Raw genomic sequence first — 22,969 nt, forward strand, 5'->3', positions numbered from 1 at the left:
TATTCCCATATCCGATCACTGTACCATTCATATTGGACCTTCCATCATCGGATCATCGCCAAATGTTCTGCAATCGGTCCAAGCGCCAGTGATGGGAAGAACGTCAACGCCCCAACGACCACAATCATCATCACCAGAATACCTGCAAAAAGAGGCGTATGCGTACGCAGTGTACCCGTTGTTACGGGAACCACTCGTTTGGTGGCTAATGATCCGGCAATGGCGAGCATCGCGATCATGGAAATATATCTTCCGAGCAGCATCACCACACCAATGGCGATGTTGTAAAAGTCCGTGTTGGCATTCAGCCCGGCAAACGCCGATCCATTATTGGCAGCCCCGGATGCAAAGGCATATAGCACCTCGGTCAGACCATGCATGCCTGAATTCGAAATTGAAGCGACAGACTCAGGACGCATAAGCGCCAGCGCGGTCGGAGCCAGAATAATCAAAGGATGAACCAGCAGCGCGATAGATGCGAGCTTCACTTCCTTGCCCTCAATTTTTTTGCCCAGAAATTCAGGGGTCCGCCCAACCATCAGCCCACAGATAAACACGGCCAGAATCACATAGAGCAACCCGTTGAGCAAACCTACCCCTTTACCGCCGAATACGTTGTTGAGCATCATCTCCGCCAGTGCAATCATGCCACCAAGCGGGGTGAGCGACTCATGCATATTGTTCACTGACCCGGTTGTGGCTGCTGTAGTCACCGCTGTGAAAAGTGCGGATTCGGATACTCCGAACCTGACCTCCTTACCTTCCATATTGCCTTGGATTCCCACCGCATCCAGCGCTGGCACACCGCGATATTCGGAAACAAATACCGTGGTCAGCATCACGAGGAAAAGTAAACTCATGGCCGCAAACAGCGTCCAGCCCTGCTTCCGGTTGTTCACCATGATGCCGAAGGCGTAAACCAGCGCCGTAGGCAGCAGCATCATGCAGACAATATGCACGAGGTTCGACAACGCCGTAGGGTTCTCAAATGGATGCGCGGCGTTGGTTCCGAACCAGCCTCCACCATTGGTACCCAAGTGTTTGATCGACTCCAACGAAGCGACCAATCCGCGGCTAATCGTCTGCTGCGCCCCATCCAGCGTGGTCGCGTTCACCGATCCCGCCAGTGTCTGCGGCACACCCTGGAATATGAGGAACAACGCCACAATGAAGCTCAGCGGCAAAAAGATTCTCGTAATCGACCGTACCACGTCGACGTAGAAGTTCCCCAGTTCATCCCGTCGGCCCACCAGGCCGCGAATGAAGGCAATAGCGACCGCAAAGCCGGTCGCGGCTGAGGTGAACATTGGAAACGTCACTGCCAGCATCTGTGACAGATACGACAGGGCGTTCTCGCCCGTGTAAGACTGCCAGTTCGTGTTGGTCATGAACGATGCAGCTGTATTAAAAGCCTGTGCCGCAGGCATATTGCCAATGCCATCCGGGTTGAGCGGCAGATACTTTTGCAACCGCAGCACCAGAAACATCAATAACAGCATGACGAAGTTCGAAATGAGCACGGCTGACAGGTACTTTTTCCAACCCATCGACTCGTTCTCCTTCACCCCCATCAATCGATACAGCAATCGCTCAGGCCCACCAAATATCCGATCCAGTCCTGTTCGTTTGCCGTCAAACACCTTCACCAGATAACTCCCCACTGGCTTCACCAGTAGTATGATGATCAGCAGCGTCACCGCCACTTGTAATAAACCGCTACTCATATCCGCATTTCCTCCCTAAAATCGACGATCCAAGTGCTTCTGGTTTCGTGCCCCAAACGACCATCAGAATTTCTCCGGCCTCACCAGCACGTAACCTAGATAGACTACCAGTGCGAGCACAATCATGCCGATGACGATCATACGGCTTCTCCCCTTTCATGCCCTATGCATTCATGCTTTCTCACAAAATTTCACAAATCCCCAGAACACCACAAACAACAACACAACCAGCCCAATGATCGTGGCATCATTCACCATGTGCTCCCCTCCCTCTCTCTACCGTTCTTGCAACCTTCTACATATGAAATCGTAATACGAAACGCTGTAAAAAGGGGGTAAAGAAATACCCGCCAAGGTGTAAAAATAGCGTAAAAAAGACCCGCTCCCCTCAGCGATCAGCTGAAAGAAACAGGTCTATGTGCATTTTTATATCGAACAATCCATTACCTATTAGGATGTGTCTTCAAATTCAACAAGCTTAACGTTGACGGAGGTTATCATCTAAAAAGAGGTCTTGGTGTCCAAGCCGCTGTTCCCTGGCTAAAGGGTAGTCCATTTTAAGAACTACGTGTGGGCATTTCCCTAACATTTTGAGTGTTAGTTTCGCGTTTGCTCATCATGTACTTATTAAAAAAATCAGTGCTTATCCCTGTCATATGATGAAAAAAGGACGTCTCCACTTTCCAATCTTCCTCAATCATATAACGAATATCCACAAGACCTTTCTTGGAGATCAGGTCAATAATGGTTTTGATTCGCATCGGTTTTTGCAGTGGTATCGTATGGTCGAAAGGTTCTTTTTCCAGATATCCTCTTCGGTGCATCGCCGCATAGAAATTACGATGATCCTTTGCCTCCATCATACCTAAATGCGCAGCTCTGTATCCCAATACTTGTAGTGAGGTCTTCCATTTCTTTTTCAAATCGAGATACTGATCTGGATTCGTCTTATAAGAGATGTCATTCATATCCGATGAGAACTCTTCCTCAGGTAATAAAAAGGCACCCGCAAACAAATTGGCTTCATTCTCAATTAATTTGTGTTCTTTTCGATCCAGATTGGCGAACTCAAGACGGTAATGAAGCAGCAAATGGCCAAGCTCATGCGCAATATCGAAGTTCCTGCGAACCGCTGACCGTTTGATGTTGCCCAGTATGATAAACGGACGATCGTTCCGCGTCCAAAGGCTGTACGCATCAATTTCCTCACCAATCGCTTTCTCAAAAACGTACACACCGCTTTTTTCAATCCAGAACATGAGGTTCTCATTCGTAGAAGGCTCCAAATTAAGTCGTTGCCTCGCAAGTTGTGCAACATAATGGATCTGAGTCGAACGATCATCGTCTGAATGATTCATATATGCAATAGCCTCTTCCCGCAGCTTGATAATATTCAGCGTAGGAAGGCTAATCTGAGCGGTAATATAGTTGATGAATGTATCCAGATATTCTACGTGTTTTGCTTCTGTCTGTGTCTTGGAAATCACATTCAACACCTTTGAACGATAGGCAATATTCATGACATTAATATTGGCAGAGTTATTATGCTCTGCAAGCATATCCTTTGCATAAAAATACTTGCTTTTCACACTGAAAATGCGTTTTAACTCGTTCACGATTGGTACTTTGGGAGAGGTATACGCATTTTCATATTGCCAGACTGCTTGTTCTGTCACACCTAACAGTTCGGAGAGCTGTTTTCTAGAATACCCGTGCATGATCCGCAAATTGGTCAGATTTTCACCAACGAACACGCTGCTCCCTCCTTACTGAACTACCGGGGGATTATCCCCATTGTTCTTCTTCCAAAATTTGAATATCGTATGCTGCCGGGTCGACGATATCCTCCATGTCTGGTGCAAGGACCTCGCGGTCACTATCATTCAACTCTGCACCTGAGATACGATCGGATAAATCTTCTATAAAATAGGCTATATTATCATGCGGATTGGGCAGATAATGTTGAATCCTAGAAATTTGAAATGCTTCATCAATAGCATAAGTGAGTATATGGAATTCATTATACGTAGAAGCAAAATGTTCAAGTTCTTCTTTCACACGACTGACCTGACTTTCTGGAATAGGTAAACAAAGTTGCTCCACTCTCTCGAACTTAGCTTGCCCAGTAGAGGAGGGTTGGGTTAAGGAGAATTCCAAGTCTTTATTAATCTTGGAAAGATCATGTAGATACGTACGTAAAGCACCCTTGTTGTCACCACCCGTAGGCAGCTTAGCTCTGGAAAAACTATATTCATTAAAATAAACAGCATTCTTAATCAGAAATATTACTTTTGAATCTTCGTGTGTAAACTGAAGGTAATCCCAAGTTAAACCTGCTTTGGATTTTTTGTGAGTGAATCCTTGTTCAACACAAAAATCTGCGATTTTACTTTCAATAAAGTTACCTTTAGTCCAGGCAAACGCTGAACTAATCTTCATGTTCTTTTTCCGATCTTTACGGTGCTCAATATAGTCACGGTATCCTTCAACAATAGCATCAACAATCATCTGACTATGTTCCGACTTGAACTTATATTGTTCCATATGGATCACTCCGATTCAGAAATATGAAGGCCATTTATATTTTAATCGAATTTCACATGTAAGGATATGATTTTTTTTGTTATTTTTAAAGTGGAAGTGATTTCAATGCCCTTATCCAAACGGATTCTGGGCCCATTGCAGCAGTCTCTTCCGGGTAATTTTCCCGTGTGACGTATGTTGAATAACTTGGCCGCCGTCCAGCAGCAGCACTTGAGGCGATTCATGGTGAACCTCGGTGTCTTCCGCAATGCGGCGGGACAGCGAGCGACTTTCGATGACTTTGACGATCCGGTACTCCATCTTCTGTGCGGGATCTGATGCGTTCGAGCCCACAAACGCCATAAACTCCCTGTATGCTCTCGCACTGATTGAACAAGTTGTACTGTGTTTCAGCAGCAGCACCGGATGATCCTGCGATTGCTCAAGTACCTCTTCCCAGTCCTCCTGCTTACGCAATTCCTTGACATGTTCACTCAGCATATCATCCAGCCCCGAGCCTGCACGTTTGCTAACGACAGATCCAACCACGACGCCCAGTGCCACACCAAAGGCTATCCCCAGAGCGATCTGGTTCGTTGCCACACCAATACTCGTTCCAATGACAATACCCACCCCAAGCCAAAGAGTTTGAGGATTCGCTTTTTTATCCATGGAGATCATCCTCCTTGCAGATATTTATATAATAATATTTACTTTAATGTAGGAACAGTCGCTCGTTTGCCTGTATAAAAGGGCTATGGTAACATAAGAATAGACAACAAGGAGAGGTAAAACCCTCTCACGGAGCATCTATTCAGATGCAGAGCAAATCCCACCGCAGGCAGTCAACCTGTTTAACGGTGGGTTTTTGTTTATGACTTCATTATGGTAATTTCCGCCCGTTGTCTCCCGAAAATTATACCATAGGCGCCTACGCAGGCGCTTTTATATTCCTCATCGAAGGGTCCATTTTTGTGATACACTGAGTGTAATTTGGCAACGATGAATATGAAGAACTGATTGGAAAGGCGGAAAATCGTTATGGGATATGCTTTTATGATCGAACCGCAGTATTATACCGCTTTGGAGAACGAAGACGAGTTGATTGAGAAGTGCCAGGAATGGGGCCTGCTTTCGGAAAAAGCAACGAAGGTCAAAACGTTCTATTATAAAGGGAATGGGCTGAATATGCCTTGCACCATCGTTGGCTTTGTCGATCATATGGCAGCAGTCATTCAATTGGACAATGATCAGAAACACTGTATTCATCCGTCTTATCTGAAAGAAATGCAGGCGTCCAGCTATAATGTGAGAAGTTCGATTGCAGCGGGAACGGACAAGTCTAGCGAACCAGTCGTGGTAAGTAATACAGAGAATCTCACCACTTCTGAAGCTGTACAAAATTCTGAACCTGTGACTAATTTGGATGAGATTACATCCGGTTTGCATAGTTCCGATTCAGAACTGGATGTGGACACGGATGACGATGATTCCTCCTCTGCTTTAAAAGGCGACCCTGACGGTCTGGTGGAAGAGTATGTTGGACCTGCTAACGCAACAAGCAGCGCTGCTAAACCAAAGGCAAAAACCGCAGGTAAAGCTAAATCGCTTAAGATTGAATTGCCAGAGGGTAAAGTGAAAATGTCTGCGGTTGTGAAGGAATTTACAACCGTGCCGAACCACTTCTCCGACAATGATGATGAAGTCATTATCTATGAAGCCGTTACGATCACCGAGCCCGAAGTTGTTGATGTGGGCGAAGCCTGGTCCAGCCACAGTGCCACGATTAAGAAGCAGGAGCTTGAGGTTGGCGATGTGCTTACTTTTGAAGCAAAGATTATCAAGAAAAAGCTGGCCAAGAATCCTGTTCCCTACAAAATCAACAATCCTTCCAAGATTCAGAAAGAAGTCTAATTTTAGATTAGCAACTATACACACCTTGCAGGAGTCACAAAAAACCTCCAGACACGTTACTCATGTCTCGGAGGTTTTGTAGTTTTATCATATAAAGTGGAGGCACTAACTCGCAATTTCTACTGATGTTTACTGATGGTTGGCTGCAACACAGCTAATCTGGAACTGAACGCCAAATTTATCGATAACCATGCCGTAGGCCGGACTCCAAAATGTTTCCTGGATCGGCATTTTCACTTCGCCACCGTCTTGCAGTTGGTTGAAAATCGCTTTGGCTTCTTCGGCAGTATCTGTGTTCACCGTGACATTCACATGATTACCTACAATATAAGGCATGCCAGGGAATGTATCGGATAACATCAATACAGAACTGCCAATCTGCAAGGAAGCATGCATGATGCGATCTTTCGCTTCGGGTGGTACGGGGTGGTCTGGGTTGGAAGGACCATCGCCAAATGTCTGGAGAGCCAGCACTTCCGCTCCAAATGCCTTTTTATAAAATTCCACTGCTTCACGTCCGTTACCATCCGTTACAAGATACACATTCAAGCTAATCGCCATTCGTGCTTCATCTCCTTGATATCATGTAATTGAACCATTCCTGCCACCTGCGACATGAGTATATACGAATAGGTTGTCCGTTGACAAGAAGGGATTTCTGCAAGGTTCTCTATGAACAATTCCTGCCTCTCAAAAGGGGATCTGGCCACTTTCTCCCTCATCTTGGGCAGTGCTAGGTCAAAAAAGATCATCCATTGGTAGGATTGTCCTGTAATCCTTATTTTATCCTCGCTGTCTTCACAAAAAAAAACCACTCTCCCGAATCCTGTCGGTAAAATGGCGTGGTCGATCCTATGAGGTTAGCGCGTTTTTACGATGCTATCTATTTCACTTTTCAACAAGAGGTATCGGTGAACACTTCTCATGATCGGGACCTTAGTTAGTTTATTCTTGTCTACATAAAGTTTCATCTGATCTTTGGTCAGACCGAGCAAACTCCCTGCTTCAGATACCGTCAATACAACCTCGGGATTCGTAGCATTAAACGTTTTTTTCACTTTCTGGTTCCAGTCCTCAAATACCTGCATAGATCAGTGATCTCCCCTATCCATAGCCAGTCATTTTCCAGGCTGAATAGATCCATTATACCATACTTGTGATGATCGTAACTTAATCCTTATGTAGAACCAATTAATGTTAGTAAATTAGGCTTCGCGAACCAACACCTCGAACTGCCTTAATGCCGGGAATGGAGAGGCATCTGACCACTTAATCAGTCGCTTAACGTTACCCGTTCCACGTGTATATACCTCAACATAAGAAGTACATAAAGAGCCACTTCCTTAAAGTGGCCCCACGATATAAAACTAAATGATTGCCTTAAGCCTCTTCCCAGAAACGGCGCAGGTTGCTCATGGCGATTTTGGAAGCAGATTTGCATTCCTCCATGCCCTCAAACTCAATCGTAATGTTACCATCATAACCGGAGTCTTTAATCAGCCTCACAATTTTGCGAATGGGAATATCCCCTTGCCCAACAATGGCACCGCGCAGGAAGTTTCCGTAAGCGGTTGTGAACCATTCCCCTTCACCCGGATGCTCATCATAGGGGCGGAAATAGAAGTCCTTGAAGTGGACCAGAGAAGCGTACGGCAGATTTTTCATGACCCCGATAATCGGATTCTCATCCACGCACATGAAGTTGCCGATATCGAGTGTCGTTTTGAAGTTGGGACGATCTACGGCATGAAGCACACGCTGCACACGGTCACTGGCCTGCACACTGAAGCCGTGATTCTCAATGGTTGTTGTAATGCCAAACTGCGCAGCATAATCAGCGATGATCTGGCTTCCCTTCACCATCAGAGGCAAATGTTCCTCAAACCAGGCAATGGTCATTTTCTTCTTAGGCAAAGTAAACGCCGTTACGTCATGACGCATATGCTTTACACCCATTCGGTGTACAACATCGACATGTCTTTTGACCCGAGCTATCTCTTCTTCAAAAGCTTCTTCCGTCTCCTGCACGAAATTCGCAGGCATCGAATAGTTGGACAGCTCAATACCCGCAGAAGCAGCCCGCTCCCGAATGGCATCGGCGAGATCAGGATTATCCTCCACGGTGTAACCATACGGAACCATCTCCATATGCTCGCCACCATTTGCAGCAATCCAGTCGATGATATCCAGAACCGTCATTTCACCCGAATTCAGATCGTTCAACAAGCTATACGTACTCAGGCCCACTTTCATCTGCTCAGCTCCCTATCGGTATTGTTGGATAAATTTAACCGCTTTGCGAATGTCCTGTTCCGGTTGGTCGCCTACCTCGCGTTCAATCGTCAGATAACCTTTGTAGCCAATATCCCGAAGGGCTGCAAAGTATGCTTCAAAATCCACACTGCCCTCACCCAGCGGCACCTCACGGAAGAACGTTCCGGAAGAGACCATTTCGGCAATTTTCTCATGATCCATAGGCGCATATCCTACTGCACCGTATACGTCCCTCGGGTCTACTTCCTTCAGGCGCACACCATCTTTCACATGGGTATGCACAATATAATCCTTGAGCAGATGAACACCTCGTGCAGGATCATCTCCGGTAACCATCACCATGTTCGCCGGGTCAAAATTCACCGAAACCCCGTTCGTAGACAGGGTATCCAGAAACCCTTTCAGGTCTGCTGCCGTTTCCGGTCCCGTCTCAATTGCGAAGTAGGCTCCTGCGCTTTTGGCGTATTGGCCCAGTTCCTCACATGCGGCATGCAGTGTGGCATACACTTCGGAGGAAGGATCGTGCGGAACAATACCGATATGTGTTGTAACGATATTCGTACCTAGATCCAGAGCAAGGTCCACGATGCGCTTGGACTTCTCTACTTTCCACGGATTATCTTCCTTGACCTGAAACCCGTGACCGCCCAAATCGCCAACCAGGGCAGAAATTTCAAGACCGAGAGAATCGATATAACTTCTTAACTCCTTGCGAGCTGCCGAAGAGAGGTTTTCGGGGTCCATCTCTCCATGGACTGCATAGATCTGTACGCCTTCTGCACCTACATCTTTCGCTTTGCTTAATCCTTCACGTACACCTACACCGAAGCTATCCACGATAACGCCAATCTTGTTTGTTAATTTCATGCCATACCCTCCCGTTAAATCGGTATTTGATTTTCCATTCCTGGTGAGCCTTCATGACGGACGGAATGCTCTATACAATTTTCGACCCCTACCCGGTCACTCCTTTTTCTCCGATCATTTCTTATCCGGTTTCCTGAGACTAATCTGTTGAAACCAGCTTCACGGTTTGAATTTCATATGGCTTGAACGTCAGCTCAAACTTCCCATCATGACAAGCTAGTGGTCTAATTTCATCCTCCAACAGATTGACTACAGACGTCTGTATACACGCGTCAGCCCATTGAACCTGAACCGTTTCTCTTCCACCAGATGACTCATAGAAACGAAGTATCGTTCCCGTGCCATCTTCGGAAGCCTTGATTGTATCCAGAATAACATGTTCACTATGGAAATGAACCCAGCTATGTTCTGCCGGCAATGTGCCAGAGTGTCGTTCACTCGCAACAACCCGAACCGGGTGGTTTAGTTCCATCGCACGTCGTACCACACCCGCTTCCCGCCAATCTCCCTGATGCGGCAGCAGGGAATAGATAAATTCATGCTCACCCTGGTCAGCATGTTCATCCGGCCATTTTGGAGCACGAAGCAGGGAAAGACGGATCGTCTGATCCTTGATGTCATATCCATATTTACAATCGTTCAGCAGGCTTACACCACTGTTGCCCTCGGAGATATCCGCCCAGCGGTGACCACACACTTCAAACTGGGCCTGCTCCCAGCTGGTGTTGTTATGGGTTGGCCGCTCCAGCGCACCAAACGGAATTTCGTAGGCTGCTTTGGCTGATATCAGATCAACGGGAAAAGCCACTTTGAGCAGCTTATGGCTCTCCGCCCAGTTTACCTTTGTCTTGAAATCTACACGTCGCTGATGACGATACAGGATCATATCCTGGTGAATCTCCGACTCGTTTAACTTCCAGTGAAACCGAAGGACATCCTGCGTTACTCCACGCTGTACTACTTCTCTGGAGATCAGCTCTGCCACTCCTGCACGTTGCGATTCAAACCGCGGATCAATATCCCAAGCATCCCAATACGTTGGTCTGTCATGGAAAAACTGTAACTCGTTCGCTTTATCGCCCGGCTTCAGCCACTCCCGTTGGTTGGATTTGTCATACCATCTGGTGATCTCCCCTACATCGTTAAATTCAAGCGTGTAAAAGTCCGTTTCCCAGACAGAAGGGAAGGATTCATCCTGCTTCAAAGTAGGGAGATTTGCATCCAGTGCCTGGCGTAGCCATAACGTTGTATACCCAAAGGCCGGAATGGACGGGACATAGACTGACAAGGTGAGCACGTCTCCATTTGCCTCAAGGTCATTCGGCAGACGATTACCCTGATGGTCGAACACTGCCAAACCGCTCAGTTTCTCGTCGCCTGTAATCGTAACGACTTCTCCCCGCTCCCAACCTAAGCTATTAAATACAACATAGGGCAGACCGTCGAAGCCATCTGTCGCAATGTGTTCCTCTATACGGCCAAGAGTCCCTTCCATAGCCGACGTCCCCAGAGCGAATACTGTCGTATACTCCTCCTTAGATGTTACGTATACTTCGGGAATGGACGTCCCTGGGATAATGTCATGGAATTGATTCAGCATAATCAGCTTCCAGCCTTCATCCAGATCACTTTTCGCCTGCGCTGCTTCAACTCCGGCAAACTGCCCCCAAATTTCCGCTTCCCGATACAGCACCTCTGCTTTGCGATTGCTCCGTTTGTTGCGCGCATGAGTTGTATAGGTTCCACGATGCAGTTCCAGATATAAGTCGCCATGCCATTTTGGCAGCTTAGGATTGTTGTTCGAAATCTCTTCGAAAAACGCGCCTGCCGTACTGAAATTGCTAATGGGCTGCCCAACCATGAAATGGGATCGTTCTGCGAACACAACCATCTCGTTCGTTACCCCGCCTCCACCATCGCCATGCCCATACAGCAGCATTTGCTCGGGGTGTGCATCCTTCTGCTTGTAAGATTGCCAGTGCTCATCGACATCTTTGGGCCGGGTATGTTCATTTACTCCATGATTGAGATACGCAAGCACCGAGGTGCCGTCAATGCCAACCCAGTGGAACAGATCATACGGGAAAACGTTGGTATCATTCCAATTGAGCTTGGTCGTCATAAAATAAGGAATGTCAGCCAGCTTAAGCAGTTGTGGCAGCGAAGCACAGTAGCCAAACGTATCGGGTAGCCACTCGATGTTTGAACGTTTACCGAACTCCTTCTGATAAAAGTTCTGCCCGTACAGGATCTGCCGCACAAGCGACTCACCACTCGGAATATTTAGATCCGGCTCGACCCACATGCCACCAACCAGTTCCCAGCGACCTTCGGCAATTCGGGCTTTGATTCGTTCGTACAGCTCAGGATAATGCTCTTTCACAAATGCATACAGCTGCGGTTGACTCTGCGAATACACGAACTCCGGATACTCATCCATCAAAGTACACATCGTGGAAAAGGTGCGGCTGGACTTCCGCACAGTCTCACGCACAGGCCACAGCCAGGCAATATCGATATGGGACTGCCCAACCAGATGCATGAATCCGTCCCGGTACTCTTCCGGGTCTTCCTCCTGCACCGACTGTGCGAGCCATTCTTCCCAATGCTGTACCCACACTGCTTCACTCCAGCGCTGCGGCTCGTTGTACATCTTATCCATCACCTGATGAACATTCCGAATAAGACGGGTGCGTTTTAAGTCTTTCTCCGGCAATGCTCGGAGTGATTCTGCAAGTACCGTAATGCTATACATTAGACTCTGTAAAGGCGAATTAACACGAACCAAAGCAGCTCGGATGCCCTGAATGGGCGGCTGGATCACCGCCTGTCGATTCAAAGGGTCATGTGGTTCCGGTATGGGATCATATAGTTCAATCTCCAGCAAAGGCGCAGTTCCCACACGGCTCTTCGGCAACGGTACATACCCATGATTGCGGTCCAGTCCGTGATAAGGCATGCCGTTTACCTTCAGCAGCCCTTCACCCCTGGTCTCGAAGATCAACCCGACCGCATCTTCCTCCCAATGGGCCGGAATCTCTACGGTTTTGCTCAGAAAATAAGTCGTTCCATGGTTGCTATGGAGAGGATTCAAGCTATGAACAGAAGTATTCTCCTGTTCATACTCGTATTCGCCAGGACGGATATACCTGGCTTTCTGCATCTGCCACTCTGGAAGTTCAATGGTATCCGTCCATTGCTGCTGAGCCAGATCCTGAATGAATCGCTGAATTCGAATCATACCTCCACCCCCACCTTCTGGATGTGTAAATTACAAGCAGTCCAGTCTCTGGAGCTGCTGCCAACCATCAGCTTGAATTCACCCGGTTCCACCACAGACTGGAGACGGGAGTCGATCAGCTCCAGATGCTCTTTTTGCACAGGGAACGTCACCGTCCGCGTCTGTCCCGGCTCCAGATAAATTTTACGAAATCCCTTCAGTGAGATTTCGGCCCGGGTGACCGAAGCCGATACGTCCGTAATATACAGCTGCACAACTTCATTTCCCGCAACTACTCCCGTATTGGTGACCTCCAACTGCACCTCTGCTTCATCGTCTGGTCCGATCACTTCGGGTACAACTCTTACATTCTCGTACTTGAATTCCGTATAACTCAGCCCAAAGCCGAACGGATATTGTGGTGCCAGATCGGTCTCCAGATAACGTTTGCCCCGTGTGCGTTTGGCATTGTAGCTGACCGGAAGCTGACCTACATGCTTGGGAATAGAGACGGTAAGGCGACCAGATGGATTCACATCACCGAACAGAATATCTGCAATAGCGTTGCCTCCCTCCTGCCCCGGATACCACGCTTCCACAATGGCATGGGCATGCTCATCAATCCAGGGTTCAGCAATGGGCCGTCCGTTAATATATACGACAATAACCGGTTTCCCCAGCTTATGTACTTCCTGCACCAGTTCCAGTTGAACACCCATCAGGTTCAGAGACGAACGGTCTATCCCCTCGCCGCACTCCATATCGTTCCATGGATCATCCGTAACAACGGATGCCCCCGTCCGCAGATCAATGGTCCCTTCGCCAAAATCCCGGCTACTTGACCCTCCCATCACCATAACGATGGTATCTGCTTCTTCAGCACAGGCGAGCGCTTGCGCAAAGCCCTCTCTGGAATCCCCTTTGATCCGGCAGCCCGGTGCGTACAGCACCTTTCCGGTGTCAGCACCAAGCTTGCGCGTAATCCCATCCAGCACCGTTATAATCTGTCCTCTCGGCTGCGGCGAGGTGTAGTCACCAAGCTGGTTGTAGACATGGTTCGCATTCGGACCTATGACCGCCAGTTTTGTTCCTGTTTTGCTAAGCGGAAGGGTGTTGTCTTCATTTTTGAGTAAAATGATTCCCTCTTGCGCCACTTTTCTCGCCAGCTGAATATGTTCTTCACAACCGATGACCTGCTCTGCAAAGTCAGGATCAACGAAGGGTTGTTCGAATAAACCTAGTCTGAACTTCATCTCCAGCACCCGCCTAACGGCTGTATCCAGATCCTGCTCTTCAATTAATCCTTGCTCCAAGGCCTGCCCGAGATGCTTGCGGTACATGTACCCGGACATTTCCATATCCACCCCTGCCTTAAGCGACTGAGCGACGGCCTGCTCCCCGTTCTCCGCGGTGCTGTGTCCATTGACGAGCATCTGAATTGCACCAAAGTCAGTAATGACAAATCCGTCAAAGCCCCATTGCTCGCGCAGGAGATCATTCAGCAGATACGAACTCGACGTACAGGGCACACCATCAATTTCGTTGTACGCTGTCATGACAGAACATGCTCCGGCTTCCACCGCTTTCTTGAACGGCAGCAGATCGACCTCGTGCAGCTCGCGCAGTCCCATATGCACCGGAGCAGCATTGCGCCCACCCTCCGAGCTGCCATAGGCCGCAAAATGTTTGAGTGTCGCCACAATCGTCCGATTGGAATCGAGCCGATCACCCTGCAAGCCTTTCATCGCTTCAACCGCCAATTCACCGATCAGGTATGGATCTTCGGCAAAACATTCCTCTGTCCGTCCCCATCTCGGGTCCCGCACGACATCAAGCACAGGTGAATACGTTGCCGCTCCTCCCTGGCTCCGAGTCTCCACAGCAATCGCTTCACACATCCTGCGGTACAACTCCGTGTTCCAAGCACTTCCTACTGCTAGCGGCACCGGGAATACGGTTGCCCCAATGGCCATATGCCCGTGAGAACACTCTTCCCCGAACAAAATGGGAATGCCCAGCCGGGAGTTCTCCATGGCATACCGCTGAATTTCATTGGTGGCAACAGCTCCCTGCCTAGGGGTCAGGCCAGTATCCAGCGTCACTTCTGTCCAGGGATCAGCACGAAGTGTTCCATATAAAGACCCAATTCCGCCCTCTGCGATGTCCTTTTTAAACTCATCCGTAACCTGAACCGTACCATCTGCTTTCTTCACATAAGTCTTCCACCCCATCGGCTGGATCAGCTGCCCGATCTTCTCTTCCGTGGTCATCCGCCCGATCAGATCTTGGGTCCGCTCCTGAACGGGAAGCGAAGCATCTTTATAGTCCATATGCACATTCTCCTTATGAGTTCGGCTTAGTCTGGTGCATGGGCTCACATGGCTTTTCGGTAGTCGCTAGGCGCTACACCCACCACATTCTTGAACGCCCGATTGAAGGAATTGTAATTCGTATACCCAACTTCCTCACTGATCTCCTGAATGGCCTTATCCGTCTCCAGCATGAGCTGTTTCGCCTTCTCAATACGGTGACTAATCAGAAGATCCACGAATTTCTCACCAATTTCGTCCTTGAACAACTTGCTCAAATATTTTGGATTGATATCAAATAGATCACTTAGATAATTCAGCGACAGCTCGGGATTGTTGTAGTTCTGTTCAATATACTTGCGAATTTCAAGAATATGAGATCTATGTTTTCTGGAGCAATGCAGCGTCTGCATCTCTTCAGCCAGTTCACGGAAGCCTTCCCAGCACAACGCGCGCAAATCATTCAACGTCTCCCAACCTTCCAACCTGGGAAGAAGTGGTGTAAATACAGATGCCCATCGCTCCTGATATTCTCGTGGAAGTTCTGCGAACTCCCGGTTATAGTGCTGGAACAGCAATTGGACCGTATTCATAATCTCCTGGCGGGAGAGCACGGATTCATGGATCTGTTCGAACAAGCGGTCAAAATGCTTCTCCCATTCATCATCCGACAGTCTCATCGCCTGCACCAGCAGAGAGATCGTCTTCAGGAACTCATACACATCATTGGTTGAGTTCGGTACCTCCCCGCATGGAATGATCCGATTCATGCCGAGCACAGCCTTGTATTCCAAGGCATGCACCGCCTCCTTTAGCGAAGCTCTCAGACCACGGACATCCACAGCGACTCTCCCAATACCGATGGTTACGGTGAAGTTCAAATACTGCCCAACCCTGTCCAGATAACCGGAGAGCATTCTCTGCTCGGTCTCCTCACCTTTCTCCATTTCGGGAATCCAGAGTATGGCATATAGACGCTGATCCGATATCCACTCAGCCCACACTTCGGTGCCCTCGTGCCTTGCACTCTCCTGCAGAATGCTGGATAACACAAATTTCAGGAGGGATTGATCCTGATTGTGGTACGCCTCCATGAACCGGGAATACTGATCGATCTCCACCACCATTACAGCCCATCGATCCTCTAACTGCGGGAGCTTGAACCTGCTCATCTCCGCTGTCAGTTCACCGCCGGTAAAATCCCGCGTACCCTCCAGCAGCTCCTGAAAGAAATATTTCTTCTGCAAAATCAGGTTCTCTTCATGCTCCTCCTGATATTGCTTGGTTTGATCAATCATTTGCTCCAGCGTAGTCTGGATAAAACGGAACTCATTATCCTTCGTATAACCGACGCTTGGCTGTTTCTGCGAAGACACCGTCTCAATCAACGTGACAATCTGCTGGATGGGCTTGTAATTTCTTCGTGTCACATAGATCACCCACACCACACCAATCAGGACAACGGCAACGGCAAAAACAAACCAGATATTATAAAATTTCAGGGCAAATTTGACGATCTTGCCATTGTTGAGCCCCGTCTGTACCTTCCAGCCGCTGTAGCTGGATGTAAATTCGGAGAACACTTCCCCTGAGTCTGTTTTGGGAGAAACTGCTGTAATGCCATCCTGCATTCCTCCGTCCCACAGATTGCCGCCAGAGCGATTAAAGATATTCACGAAGGTGAATTCAGGGTCATACATCTGCATAATAGATTTCTGCAAGGTTGGCAGATCGACGTTAACCACCACAAGACCCGTGCCGTTTCCTACACCGCGAATGAGTGTAATGACCTGTTGTCCTTCCTCGGTCGGAAATGCCTTGAAGGATCTCGCCCCCACCCACTTTTGCGTTGCCGCAGCACGACTGTCTTTAATAAACGCTGCATCCGGGAATTCCTCAATCGGCACGGCCTTGCCATTGCTGAATACCGTATCGTCGTTGTATCTCACCAGATATATGGAATCAATTAGCGGATACTCTATTTTCAATTCATCAATAACCTGGACTGCTTGAATTCCGGCATACACATCCTCGCTTCCGGTTACCGAATAATAATTTTTCAGGTTGGGATTGGTCAAAATATCACGCAGCACCTTGAAGTCGATGGAGCGCAGTGAATTGTCCAAATATTGCGTTACCTGTGACGCCAGAAACTCATTGGCCTTGAGTGCTTCTCTCCGGTTCTGTTCATTGAATACCTGAAAGAAGATGATAAACAGGATTGTGGTCACGATAAAAAAAACAGGCAAATACGATAGCAGCAAACGTCTAAACCAACTGTTGTTCATCTCCTAGGCCCCCCACCATTGTTTATACGCATGAGCATTTTGCATAAGCTGGAATGACAACCGCGCCAATCTGGTCGCTAATTTTCCATGAGTATTCAGTAAATTTTATCGAATGAAGTGGGGTTGTCAAAAGGAGAAGACCGTCCCGATTCCTGTGTTGACATCGGAACAGCCTCATTCATGAATCCATCAAGCTTTATTGATTCTTCTCAATCGCACGCTGGTAAATCTCAAGGTAATTGCTCAGTCCCAGACCATCGAAACCTTTTACGTACGCGTCCCATTCCTTATCAATGCTTTTGCTGCCGATAATGAATTGAGCCATATTGGTCATCACGTAATCCTTGACGGCCGTCGTGAGCTGCGCAGCGGTTTCTGTATCTTCCGGACGGATAAATACGTTCGCAGGATAGACTTCTTTTGGCGCATAAGGTTCATATACATTGGTTGCTTGCGCCAGACGTGTCCCGTAACCCTCCGCTTCCAGTGGGTTCTGACCTTCTGCAAACAGATTGCGGAATGTATTGGACAAGTCATGTGCGCCGATCTGTGACCAACTCTCATTGACTACAACATTTGGATCGCGCTCAGGCAGGTTATAGTAGCTGTATTTGGCAGGCTCGCCATTGATGTTTTTCTCATCGGCATCCGCCTTCTTCCAGCCCTTACCTTCTGTTGGACCGTACTCTGCATACAGGGCCCCTTCTTCACTGAACATGTAATCTACAATTTTGATCGCGGCGATCTGTTGTGCTTCAGTCGCTTTATTGGTGATAGCGAACTCGAACTCACCTACGCTTTGCGTAGCGCCTGTCGTCTGCACACCATCCGGCCCTTTCAGCGGAGGCACGATGTCCCAGTGCTGGTGGCGGGTGATATCTTTGTCATACGTGTTCACAAGGTAGCTGACCAGCGCTGTCGTAATGGAACCAACCACTTCATCGCCTTCCTTGTTGCCCAGCTGCCCGATCGCCTGATCGTTCTGTGTGAAGGAAGCCGGATCAATCAGGCCTTCTGCATACAGCTTATGCATGTACTCCAGCCCTTTTTTCCACTCTTCCTTATTCGCCGCAAAATCAACCTTGCCATCATTCACGATCAGATATTTATCGTTGTCATTATAGATAAAGCTGTTCATCAAATAGGCATCGATGTTGCCGTTCCACACGTACTTGTTGGGTGCACCCGTGAGTGGAATCTCATCGGCTTTGCCGTTGCCATTCGGATCTTGTGTTTTAAATGCCTTCAGAACCGTGTAGAGTTCATCCGTTGTGGTTGGCATTTTCAGACCCAAATTGTCCAGCCATTCCGTGTTAATCCAATACTTCTGCGCATACGTACAGTGGTAACATTCATTGAAAATCGGCAGAGCGTAGATGTTGCCGTCCGGCGCAGTTATTGCTTCTTTGAAGTACGGCTTCTCCTCCATCATCTTGGTCAGATTCGGACCGTACTGCTTGATCAGATCCTGCAGCGGGAGGAACACGCCCTGTTTTCCGTACGTTTGAAGGTCTGAGGTCGTGAATTTGCCATGGAGAAACACTTCAGGATAATCGCCACTCGCCAGCAGCAACTGTCTGCGGTCTTGCAGAGCGTCCGTCGGGGCCAGATCCCATTTCAAGGTAACATCGAACTTGTCTTCGATAAATTTGGTGAATTCATTTTCTTCCATGGACGCTTTACCTTGTGGGGCAAAGAAGGTCATCGTTACCGGGCCACCGTTCTCCCCGCTACCGTCGCTCCCTGTACCCGCCTCCTCGGATGAACCACATGCGGACAACAAAGCCATCGAAGCAAAGACCAGAAACAACATCGAAATCCAAGATTTTTTCAATCTGACTCCTCCTTTTTGTTGAAAACGGCATAACCTTCTGATTACGTACTCGTGTTAAACCTTATCCCGGAAGCCGGAGTGTTCCCCCACCTCCTTTCAAGTGGCATAACGGACGCAGATGACAAAGATCATCCTTTGAGCGAGCCAACCATAACCCCTTTAACAAAATGCTTCTGCACAAACGGGTACATGATGAGAATAGGAATGCTGGCGACTACAATCAGTGCGTATTTCAGGACCTGCTCGAACCCCTGATCTCTTAGCTGCTGGCTCGTATTGGCCAACATTGCCGGGTCTGCGGCGTTTAGAATTAGCAGATTGCGCAGCACATATTGGAGTGGGAACAGCTTCTCGGAACGAAGATAGATCAGGGCATCAAAGTACGCATTCCAGTGGCCCACCGCATACATCAGGGTCATGACCGCCAGAATCGGCTTCGATAACGGAAGAACCACGCTGATCAAATACCGGATGTCCCGACATCCGTCCATTTCCGCCGCCTCCCCCAGCTCTTCCGGGATGGAAGACTGGAAGAAGGTTCTCGCTACGATGACCTGGAACACGGCGAGCGCCCCTGGCAGCCACATCGCCCAGCGAGTATCCAGCAGATGAAGGTCTTTCATCAAGAGATAGGTTGGAATCAGACCGCCATCAAAGAACATCGTGATCATCATGAAAATAATGATGGCTCCCCGTCCGTAAAACGACTTGCGCGATAGCGGATACGCGAGCATGACCGTAAGCGCCACATTGATAAATGTGCCTACAACGGTATAGATGATCGTGTTGTAGAAACCGAGCATGAGCTGCTGGCTTTTGAAAATGGAGATGTAGGCCTTGATGTTAAAGTCTACCGGGAACAGCCACACCTGACCGGATGTAACGGCACGCGAGGAGCTGAACGAAGAACTGATGATATACAAGAGCGGGTAAAACACCGTTAGAAGTATGGCGAACAGAAAGATATAGTTGAATGTCATGAAGATACGGTCACCGAGCGGGTCCTTGATCCGGTTACGATTCATCAGGTTGAACATGGATGAGCTCCTCCTTTACCACAAGCTGTTCTGGGATACTTTGCGGGAAATGCCGTTGACGATAACCAGCAGGATCAGGTTGATCACGGAGTTGAACAATCCTACTGCCGAGGAAAAGCTGAAGTTGGCCCCGATTAGACCGACCTTGTACACATACGTAGAGATGACTTCCGATGCACTCGTGTTGAGCGGGTTCTGCATTAGATATATTTTTTCAAAGCCCACGCCCATAATGCTACCCAGACTTAGAATCAGCATGATGACGGTGACTGGTACGAGCGTTGGAAGGTCGATATGCCAGATTTTACGAAGCCTTGAAGCGCCGTCCATCTTCGCTGCCTCATAGAGGGATGGATCAACGCCAGCGAGAGCCGCGATATAAATGATCGATGAATAGCCCATGCCCTGCCATACACCCGACCACACATAGATGGATTTGAAGTATTCGGGAATGCCCATAAAGTTGGTCATCGGGAAACCCAGGAAGGTAAATAGCTTGTCTACAACACCCACATGCGGTGACAGCATCAGAATGATAATGGATACCATGACGACTGTGGAGATAAAATGCGGAGCATACGTGACCATTTGGACGGTCTTCTTAAAGTAACCTGTTCGGATCTCATTCAGCGCGAGCGCCAGCAGGATCGGAATGGGAAATCCGGCGAGTAACGAGTAGAAACTGATCCCAATCGTATTCTTGATTAGCAGCCAGAAGTTCGGGGATTCGAAAAAGGCTTCAAAGTGTTTCAGTCCAACCCATGGGCTGCCCCAGATTCCTTTGACGACACTAAAGTCTTTGAAGGCAATCTGTACACCAACCATTGGAATGTACTTGAAGATCAACAGATACAATACGGGAGGAAGCACCAATAGATAGAGCTCCCAATGCTTCTTCAGGCTTCTGATAAATGGATGCTGTCGCTTGGGTTCTGCGTAATTCTTTCCTTGCTGGAGCTCCACCGGTGCAGGTATGCTTTCCATAGCTCGACTCATTCGCGTCACTCCTTCTACACCTTAAGTGTAATAATACATTACATTTACATCCCTTAAACATCCTTTTCTTTGACTCTTTTTTCTGTAATAGCGTCATCCGTGTGAAGATTAATGTCAGGTAACGCTTTCTTAAATCGATAGTACCTTGAGCGGTGCTCTTTTATCAATTTGCAATTTTCTCCCACCTCTCCTTATTCCCAAAACCCTTGCCAGACAAGGGAAAATCGTCCTTTAGCACAGGTATAGCGCAAAAATCACCAACCCAAAAAATCCCGAAGGACTGTAAAAGTCCCCCGGGAGTTGAAGTGTAGATTTATTGGTTTGTGAACAATCTGAACGTCAGCGTGATAGGTGCTACTTCTGTAACTGCCGCTTGCGGCAACTCTACAGCAAGTCCATCTTCCGTCCGTTGGAAGGACAGCACATCATCTGTGCCGACGAGTTCAATTCGCTCCACCTTTTCCATATATGGAATGACTACCTGTGATTGCACTGCTTCGTTCTCGCTTCTGTACAGACGGAAGGCATACGATACGTTGAGATTTTCCTTACGTGTAAAGGCCCACTCTCCTGTGAAGTATGGTCCGCAAATCCGCGTGCCATAGATGCCCTCCCCGTGAGTGCCGATCCATTCTCCAAGGGCTTGAATGCTTCGGACTGCCCCTTTTGGAAGACGTCCGTCCGGTTGTGGTCCCACATTCAGTGCCAGATTACCGCCCTTGGATACGACCTCAAGCAGAATATGCGCTAACTGTCTTGCTGACTTATACTGATCATCATATCCAAACGCAAAGGAATTGCCCACCGTTATACAGCTCTCCCAAGGAATATTCATTGGATGCTCCGGGATGGTCTGCTCTGGAGTTACGATATTTTCATACGGTCCGCCTACTGTGCGATCAGCTGCGAGGAGCCACGGCTGAGTTGTCTGACGCGCTCGCTCCACCACTTCGCCCAATCGGATATCCTGACCGTGTCGGCCTTCACGTACCCAGCCTGCATCCAGCCACAGACATTCAATTCGTCCGTAGTTGGTCAGCAGCTCCATAATTTGCTCATGCGTGAACTCCACGAATTTCTCCCACAGCCATGGATACGCTTTCGGATCATAGGATGGTCCACGCCACATATGGCTTCCGCGCTCCATACCAGGTGTCCAGTAATATGGCGTATGCCAGTCCGCTTTGGAGAAGTAAGCCGAGATGCCAAGTCCCTTGGCACGAAAAGCGTCAAAAAGCGCCCGGCATATATCCGCATACTTATGGGTGTGAAAAGGAGTATCCTTGCCCGTGATGCGATAATCGGTGGTATGTGTATCCCACATGCAGAAACCATCATGATGTTTGGTGGTGAACAGGAAATATTTGAACCCGTTATCAGCGGCCATCTGTGCCCACTCTTCAGGCTGAAAGCGAATGGGATTGAAGGTTTTGTTGAGATCAAAGTACTCCTGCTTGAAATGCTCCATGTCGTCAGTCCAGTCGATATCATTGCGCGACCAATCGCCATCCTCGTCACTTAACGCCCAGGACTCCACGAGTCCAAGCTGAGAATAGGGACCCCAATGCATCATCAGCCCCAGCTTCTGATCCTTGAACCACTCAAGTCGTTCATTCAGCAACGGATCTTCAGGCTTCACCCATTCCTCTTCTTTGCTAAAGTTGTGCACCCCGGCTTCGACAACCTGCTCTTCCTGTTCCAGCACCGTATCTTTGGTTTCGCTCATCCCGTTCATCTCCTTTGGATTGGATGTCATACGCTGAATAAATAGCATTACACTGGACCACTGCGCGGTCAAAACAATCTTCCGATCGCTGTTATCCCCAGATTTTTTCGATTCCCTTTCCTAAGGGGAAAATCCGGGGATAAAGGCGAGCGCTCCGCTTCTTCAGATTCGTTCTGCCCTCTCCGTTATTGTGTAAATATTTCGTTCAACTAAGAAAGACATATTAAGCCCAGTCATTTCGATTGCAGTGCATTCTT

At 48.3% G+C, this 22,969-nt stretch carries 17 protein-coding genes; 1 reads left to right on the forward strand and 16 read right to left on the reverse strand.

The features are described from left to right. Window positions 1–44: 44 nt before the first annotated feature. From kdpA to ytxJ, 5 genes are all read right to left on the reverse strand, one after another. The gene (kdpA, locus tag HW560_RS04155; RefSeq protein WP_179262140.1) at window positions 45–1,724 is read right to left on the reverse strand and encodes a potassium-transporting ATPase subunit KdpA; all 1,680 of its coding nucleotides are present in this window, start codon (window positions 1,722–1,724) and stop codon (window positions 45–47) included. A 63-nt stretch (window positions 1,725–1,787) separates the two neighbouring features. Beyond that, window positions 1,788–1,865 carry a potassium-transporting ATPase subunit F gene (locus HW560_RS34370; protein WP_072735816.1) on the reverse strand — a complete coding sequence of 26 codons (78 nt, stop codon included), beginning with the start codon at window positions 1,863–1,865 and terminating at the stop codon, window positions 1,788–1,790. A gap of 416 nt (window positions 1,866–2,281) precedes the next feature. Beyond that, window positions 2,282–3,478, reverse strand: coding sequence for a spr1629 family repressor/antitoxin (locus HW560_RS04165; RefSeq protein WP_090905084.1), 1,197 nt, complete (start codon window positions 3,476–3,478; stop codon window positions 2,282–2,284). 31 nt (window positions 3,479–3,509) lie between these two features. Further along, on the reverse strand, window positions 3,510–4,268 hold the full coding sequence (locus HW560_RS04170; RefSeq protein ID WP_090905082.1) for a spr1630 family ClpXP-sensitive toxin: 759 nt from the start codon (window positions 4,266–4,268) through the stop codon (window positions 3,510–3,512). A gap of 111 nt (window positions 4,269–4,379) precedes the next feature. Continuing rightward, window positions 4,380–4,919 carry a bacillithiol system redox-active protein YtxJ gene (ytxJ, locus tag HW560_RS04175; RefSeq protein ID WP_177185930.1) on the reverse strand — a complete coding sequence of 180 codons (540 nt, stop codon included), beginning with the start codon at window positions 4,917–4,919 and terminating at the stop codon, window positions 4,380–4,382. A gap of 369 nt (window positions 4,920–5,288) precedes the next feature. Here ytxJ and HW560_RS04180 point away from each other — a divergent pair, with 369 nt between their 5' ends. Beyond that, window positions 5,289–6,161 carry a hypothetical protein gene (locus tag HW560_RS04180; protein ID WP_090905078.1) on the forward strand — a complete coding sequence of 291 codons (873 nt, stop codon included), beginning with the start codon at window positions 5,289–5,291 and terminating at the stop codon, window positions 6,159–6,161. Between the two features lie 129 nt (window positions 6,162–6,290). On the opposite strand, the gene HW560_RS04185 is transcribed toward HW560_RS04180, so the two are convergent. The 11 genes from HW560_RS04185 to HW560_RS04235 form a co-directional block, all read right to left on the reverse strand. Beyond that, a complete protein-coding gene (locus HW560_RS04185; protein WP_090905076.1) occupies window positions 6,291–6,722 on the reverse strand; it encodes a VOC family protein in 432 nt (143 codons plus the stop codon). Between the two features lie 299 nt (window positions 6,723–7,021). Continuing rightward, the gene (locus tag HW560_RS04190) at window positions 7,022–7,249 is read right to left on the reverse strand and encodes a hypothetical protein (RefSeq protein WP_053782996.1); all 228 of its coding nucleotides are present in this window, start codon (window positions 7,247–7,249) and stop codon (window positions 7,022–7,024) included. A 292-nt stretch (window positions 7,250–7,541) separates the two neighbouring features. Further along, window positions 7,542–8,414, reverse strand: coding sequence for a sugar phosphate isomerase/epimerase family protein (locus tag HW560_RS04195; RefSeq protein ID WP_179262142.1), 873 nt, complete (start codon window positions 8,412–8,414; stop codon window positions 7,542–7,544). A gap of 12 nt (window positions 8,415–8,426) precedes the next feature. Next, window positions 8,427–9,302, reverse strand: coding sequence for a sugar phosphate isomerase/epimerase family protein (locus HW560_RS04200; protein ID WP_179262144.1), 876 nt, complete (start codon window positions 9,300–9,302; stop codon window positions 8,427–8,429). Window positions 9,303–9,441: 139 nt separating this feature from the next. Next, the gene (locus HW560_RS04205) at window positions 9,442–12,543 is read right to left on the reverse strand and encodes an alpha-mannosidase (protein ID WP_179262146.1); all 3,102 of its coding nucleotides are present in this window, start codon (window positions 12,541–12,543) and stop codon (window positions 9,442–9,444) included. Then, a complete protein-coding gene (locus tag HW560_RS04210; protein WP_179262148.1) occupies window positions 12,540–14,852 on the reverse strand; it encodes a glycoside hydrolase family 3 N-terminal domain-containing protein in 2,313 nt (770 codons plus the stop codon). Before HW560_RS04210 ends, HW560_RS04205 begins: the two co-directional genes overlap by 4 nt. A gap of 44 nt (window positions 14,853–14,896) precedes the next feature. Continuing rightward, window positions 14,897–17,119 carry a helix-turn-helix domain-containing protein gene (locus tag HW560_RS04215; RefSeq protein WP_179262150.1) on the reverse strand — a complete coding sequence of 741 codons (2,223 nt, stop codon included), beginning with the start codon at window positions 17,117–17,119 and terminating at the stop codon, window positions 14,897–14,899. Between the two features lie 196 nt (window positions 17,120–17,315). Beyond that, on the reverse strand, window positions 17,316–18,953 hold the full coding sequence (locus HW560_RS04220) for an ABC transporter substrate-binding protein (RefSeq protein ID WP_179262152.1): 1,638 nt from the start codon (window positions 18,951–18,953) through the stop codon (window positions 17,316–17,318). Between the two features lie 128 nt (window positions 18,954–19,081). Next, entirely contained in the window at window positions 19,082–19,990 is a 909-nt protein-coding gene (locus tag HW560_RS04225; RefSeq protein ID WP_231952803.1) for a carbohydrate ABC transporter permease, read from the reverse strand. A 15-nt stretch (window positions 19,991–20,005) separates the two neighbouring features. Beyond that, window positions 20,006–20,986 (reverse strand): ABC transporter permease, encoded by a 981-nt coding sequence (locus tag HW560_RS04230; protein WP_179262154.1) that lies wholly within the window; start codon window positions 20,984–20,986, stop codon window positions 20,006–20,008. A 313-nt stretch (window positions 20,987–21,299) separates the two neighbouring features. Next, the gene (locus tag HW560_RS04235) at window positions 21,300–22,712 is read right to left on the reverse strand and encodes an alpha-L-fucosidase (protein ID WP_179262156.1); all 1,413 of its coding nucleotides are present in this window, start codon (window positions 22,710–22,712) and stop codon (window positions 21,300–21,302) included. Window positions 22,713–22,969 lie beyond the last annotated feature (257 nt).

The sequence above is a fragment of the Paenibacillus sp. E222 genome, assembly GCF_013401555.1.
Taxonomy (GTDB): domain Bacteria; phylum Bacillota; class Bacilli; order Paenibacillales; family Paenibacillaceae; genus Paenibacillus.

What these genes read in the sequence shown, in the direction of transcription:
- kdpA (WP_179262140.1), bottom strand. Translation starts at nt 1,724, where the DNA reads ATGAGTAGCGGTTTATTACAAGTGGCGGTGACGCTGCTGATCATCATA.
- HW560_RS34370 (WP_072735816.1), bottom strand. Translation starts at nt 1,865, where the DNA reads ATGATCGTCATCGGCATGATTGTGCTCGCACTGGTAGTCTATCTAGGT.
- HW560_RS04170 (WP_090905082.1), bottom strand. Translation starts at nt 4,268, where the DNA reads ATGGAACAATATAAGTTCAAGTCGGAACATAGTCAGATGATTGTTGAT.
- ytxJ (WP_177185930.1), bottom strand. Translation starts at nt 4,919, where the DNA reads ATGGATAAAAAAGCGAATCCTCAAACTCTTTGGCTTGGGGTGGGTATT.
- HW560_RS04180 (WP_090905078.1), top strand. Translation starts at nt 5,289, where the DNA reads ATGGGATATGCTTTTATGATCGAACCGCAGTATTATACCGCTTTGGAG.
- HW560_RS04185 (WP_090905076.1), bottom strand. Translation starts at nt 6,722, where the DNA reads ATGGCGATTAGCTTGAATGTGTATCTTGTAACGGATGGTAACGGACGT.
- HW560_RS04190 (WP_053782996.1), bottom strand. Translation starts at nt 7,249, where the DNA reads ATGCAGGTATTTGAGGACTGGAACCAGAAAGTGAAAAAAACGTTTAAT.
- HW560_RS04195 (WP_179262142.1), bottom strand. Translation starts at nt 8,414, where the DNA reads ATGAAAGTGGGCCTGAGTACGTATAGCTTGTTGAACGATCTGAATTCG.
- HW560_RS04200 (WP_179262144.1), bottom strand. Translation starts at nt 9,302, where the DNA reads ATGAAATTAACAAACAAGATTGGCGTTATCGTGGATAGCTTCGGTGTA.
- HW560_RS04205 (WP_179262146.1), bottom strand. Translation starts at nt 12,543, where the DNA reads ATGATTCGAATTCAGCGATTCATTCAGGATCTGGCTCAGCAGCAATGG.
- HW560_RS04210 (WP_179262148.1), bottom strand. Translation starts at nt 14,852, where the DNA reads ATGGACTATAAAGATGCTTCGCTTCCCGTTCAGGAGCGGACCCAAGAT.
- HW560_RS04215 (WP_179262150.1), bottom strand. Translation starts at nt 17,119, where the DNA reads ATGAACAACAGTTGGTTTAGACGTTTGCTGCTATCGTATTTGCCTGTT.
- HW560_RS04225 (WP_231952803.1), bottom strand. Translation starts at nt 19,990, where the DNA reads ATGTTCAACCTGATGAATCGTAACCGGATCAAGGACCCGCTCGGTGAC.
- HW560_RS04230 (WP_179262154.1), bottom strand. Translation starts at nt 20,986, where the DNA reads ATGAGTCGAGCTATGGAAAGCATACCTGCACCGGTGGAGCTCCAGCAA.
- HW560_RS04235 (WP_179262156.1), bottom strand. Translation starts at nt 22,712, where the DNA reads ATGAGCGAAACCAAAGATACGGTGCTGGAACAGGAAGAGCAGGTTGTC.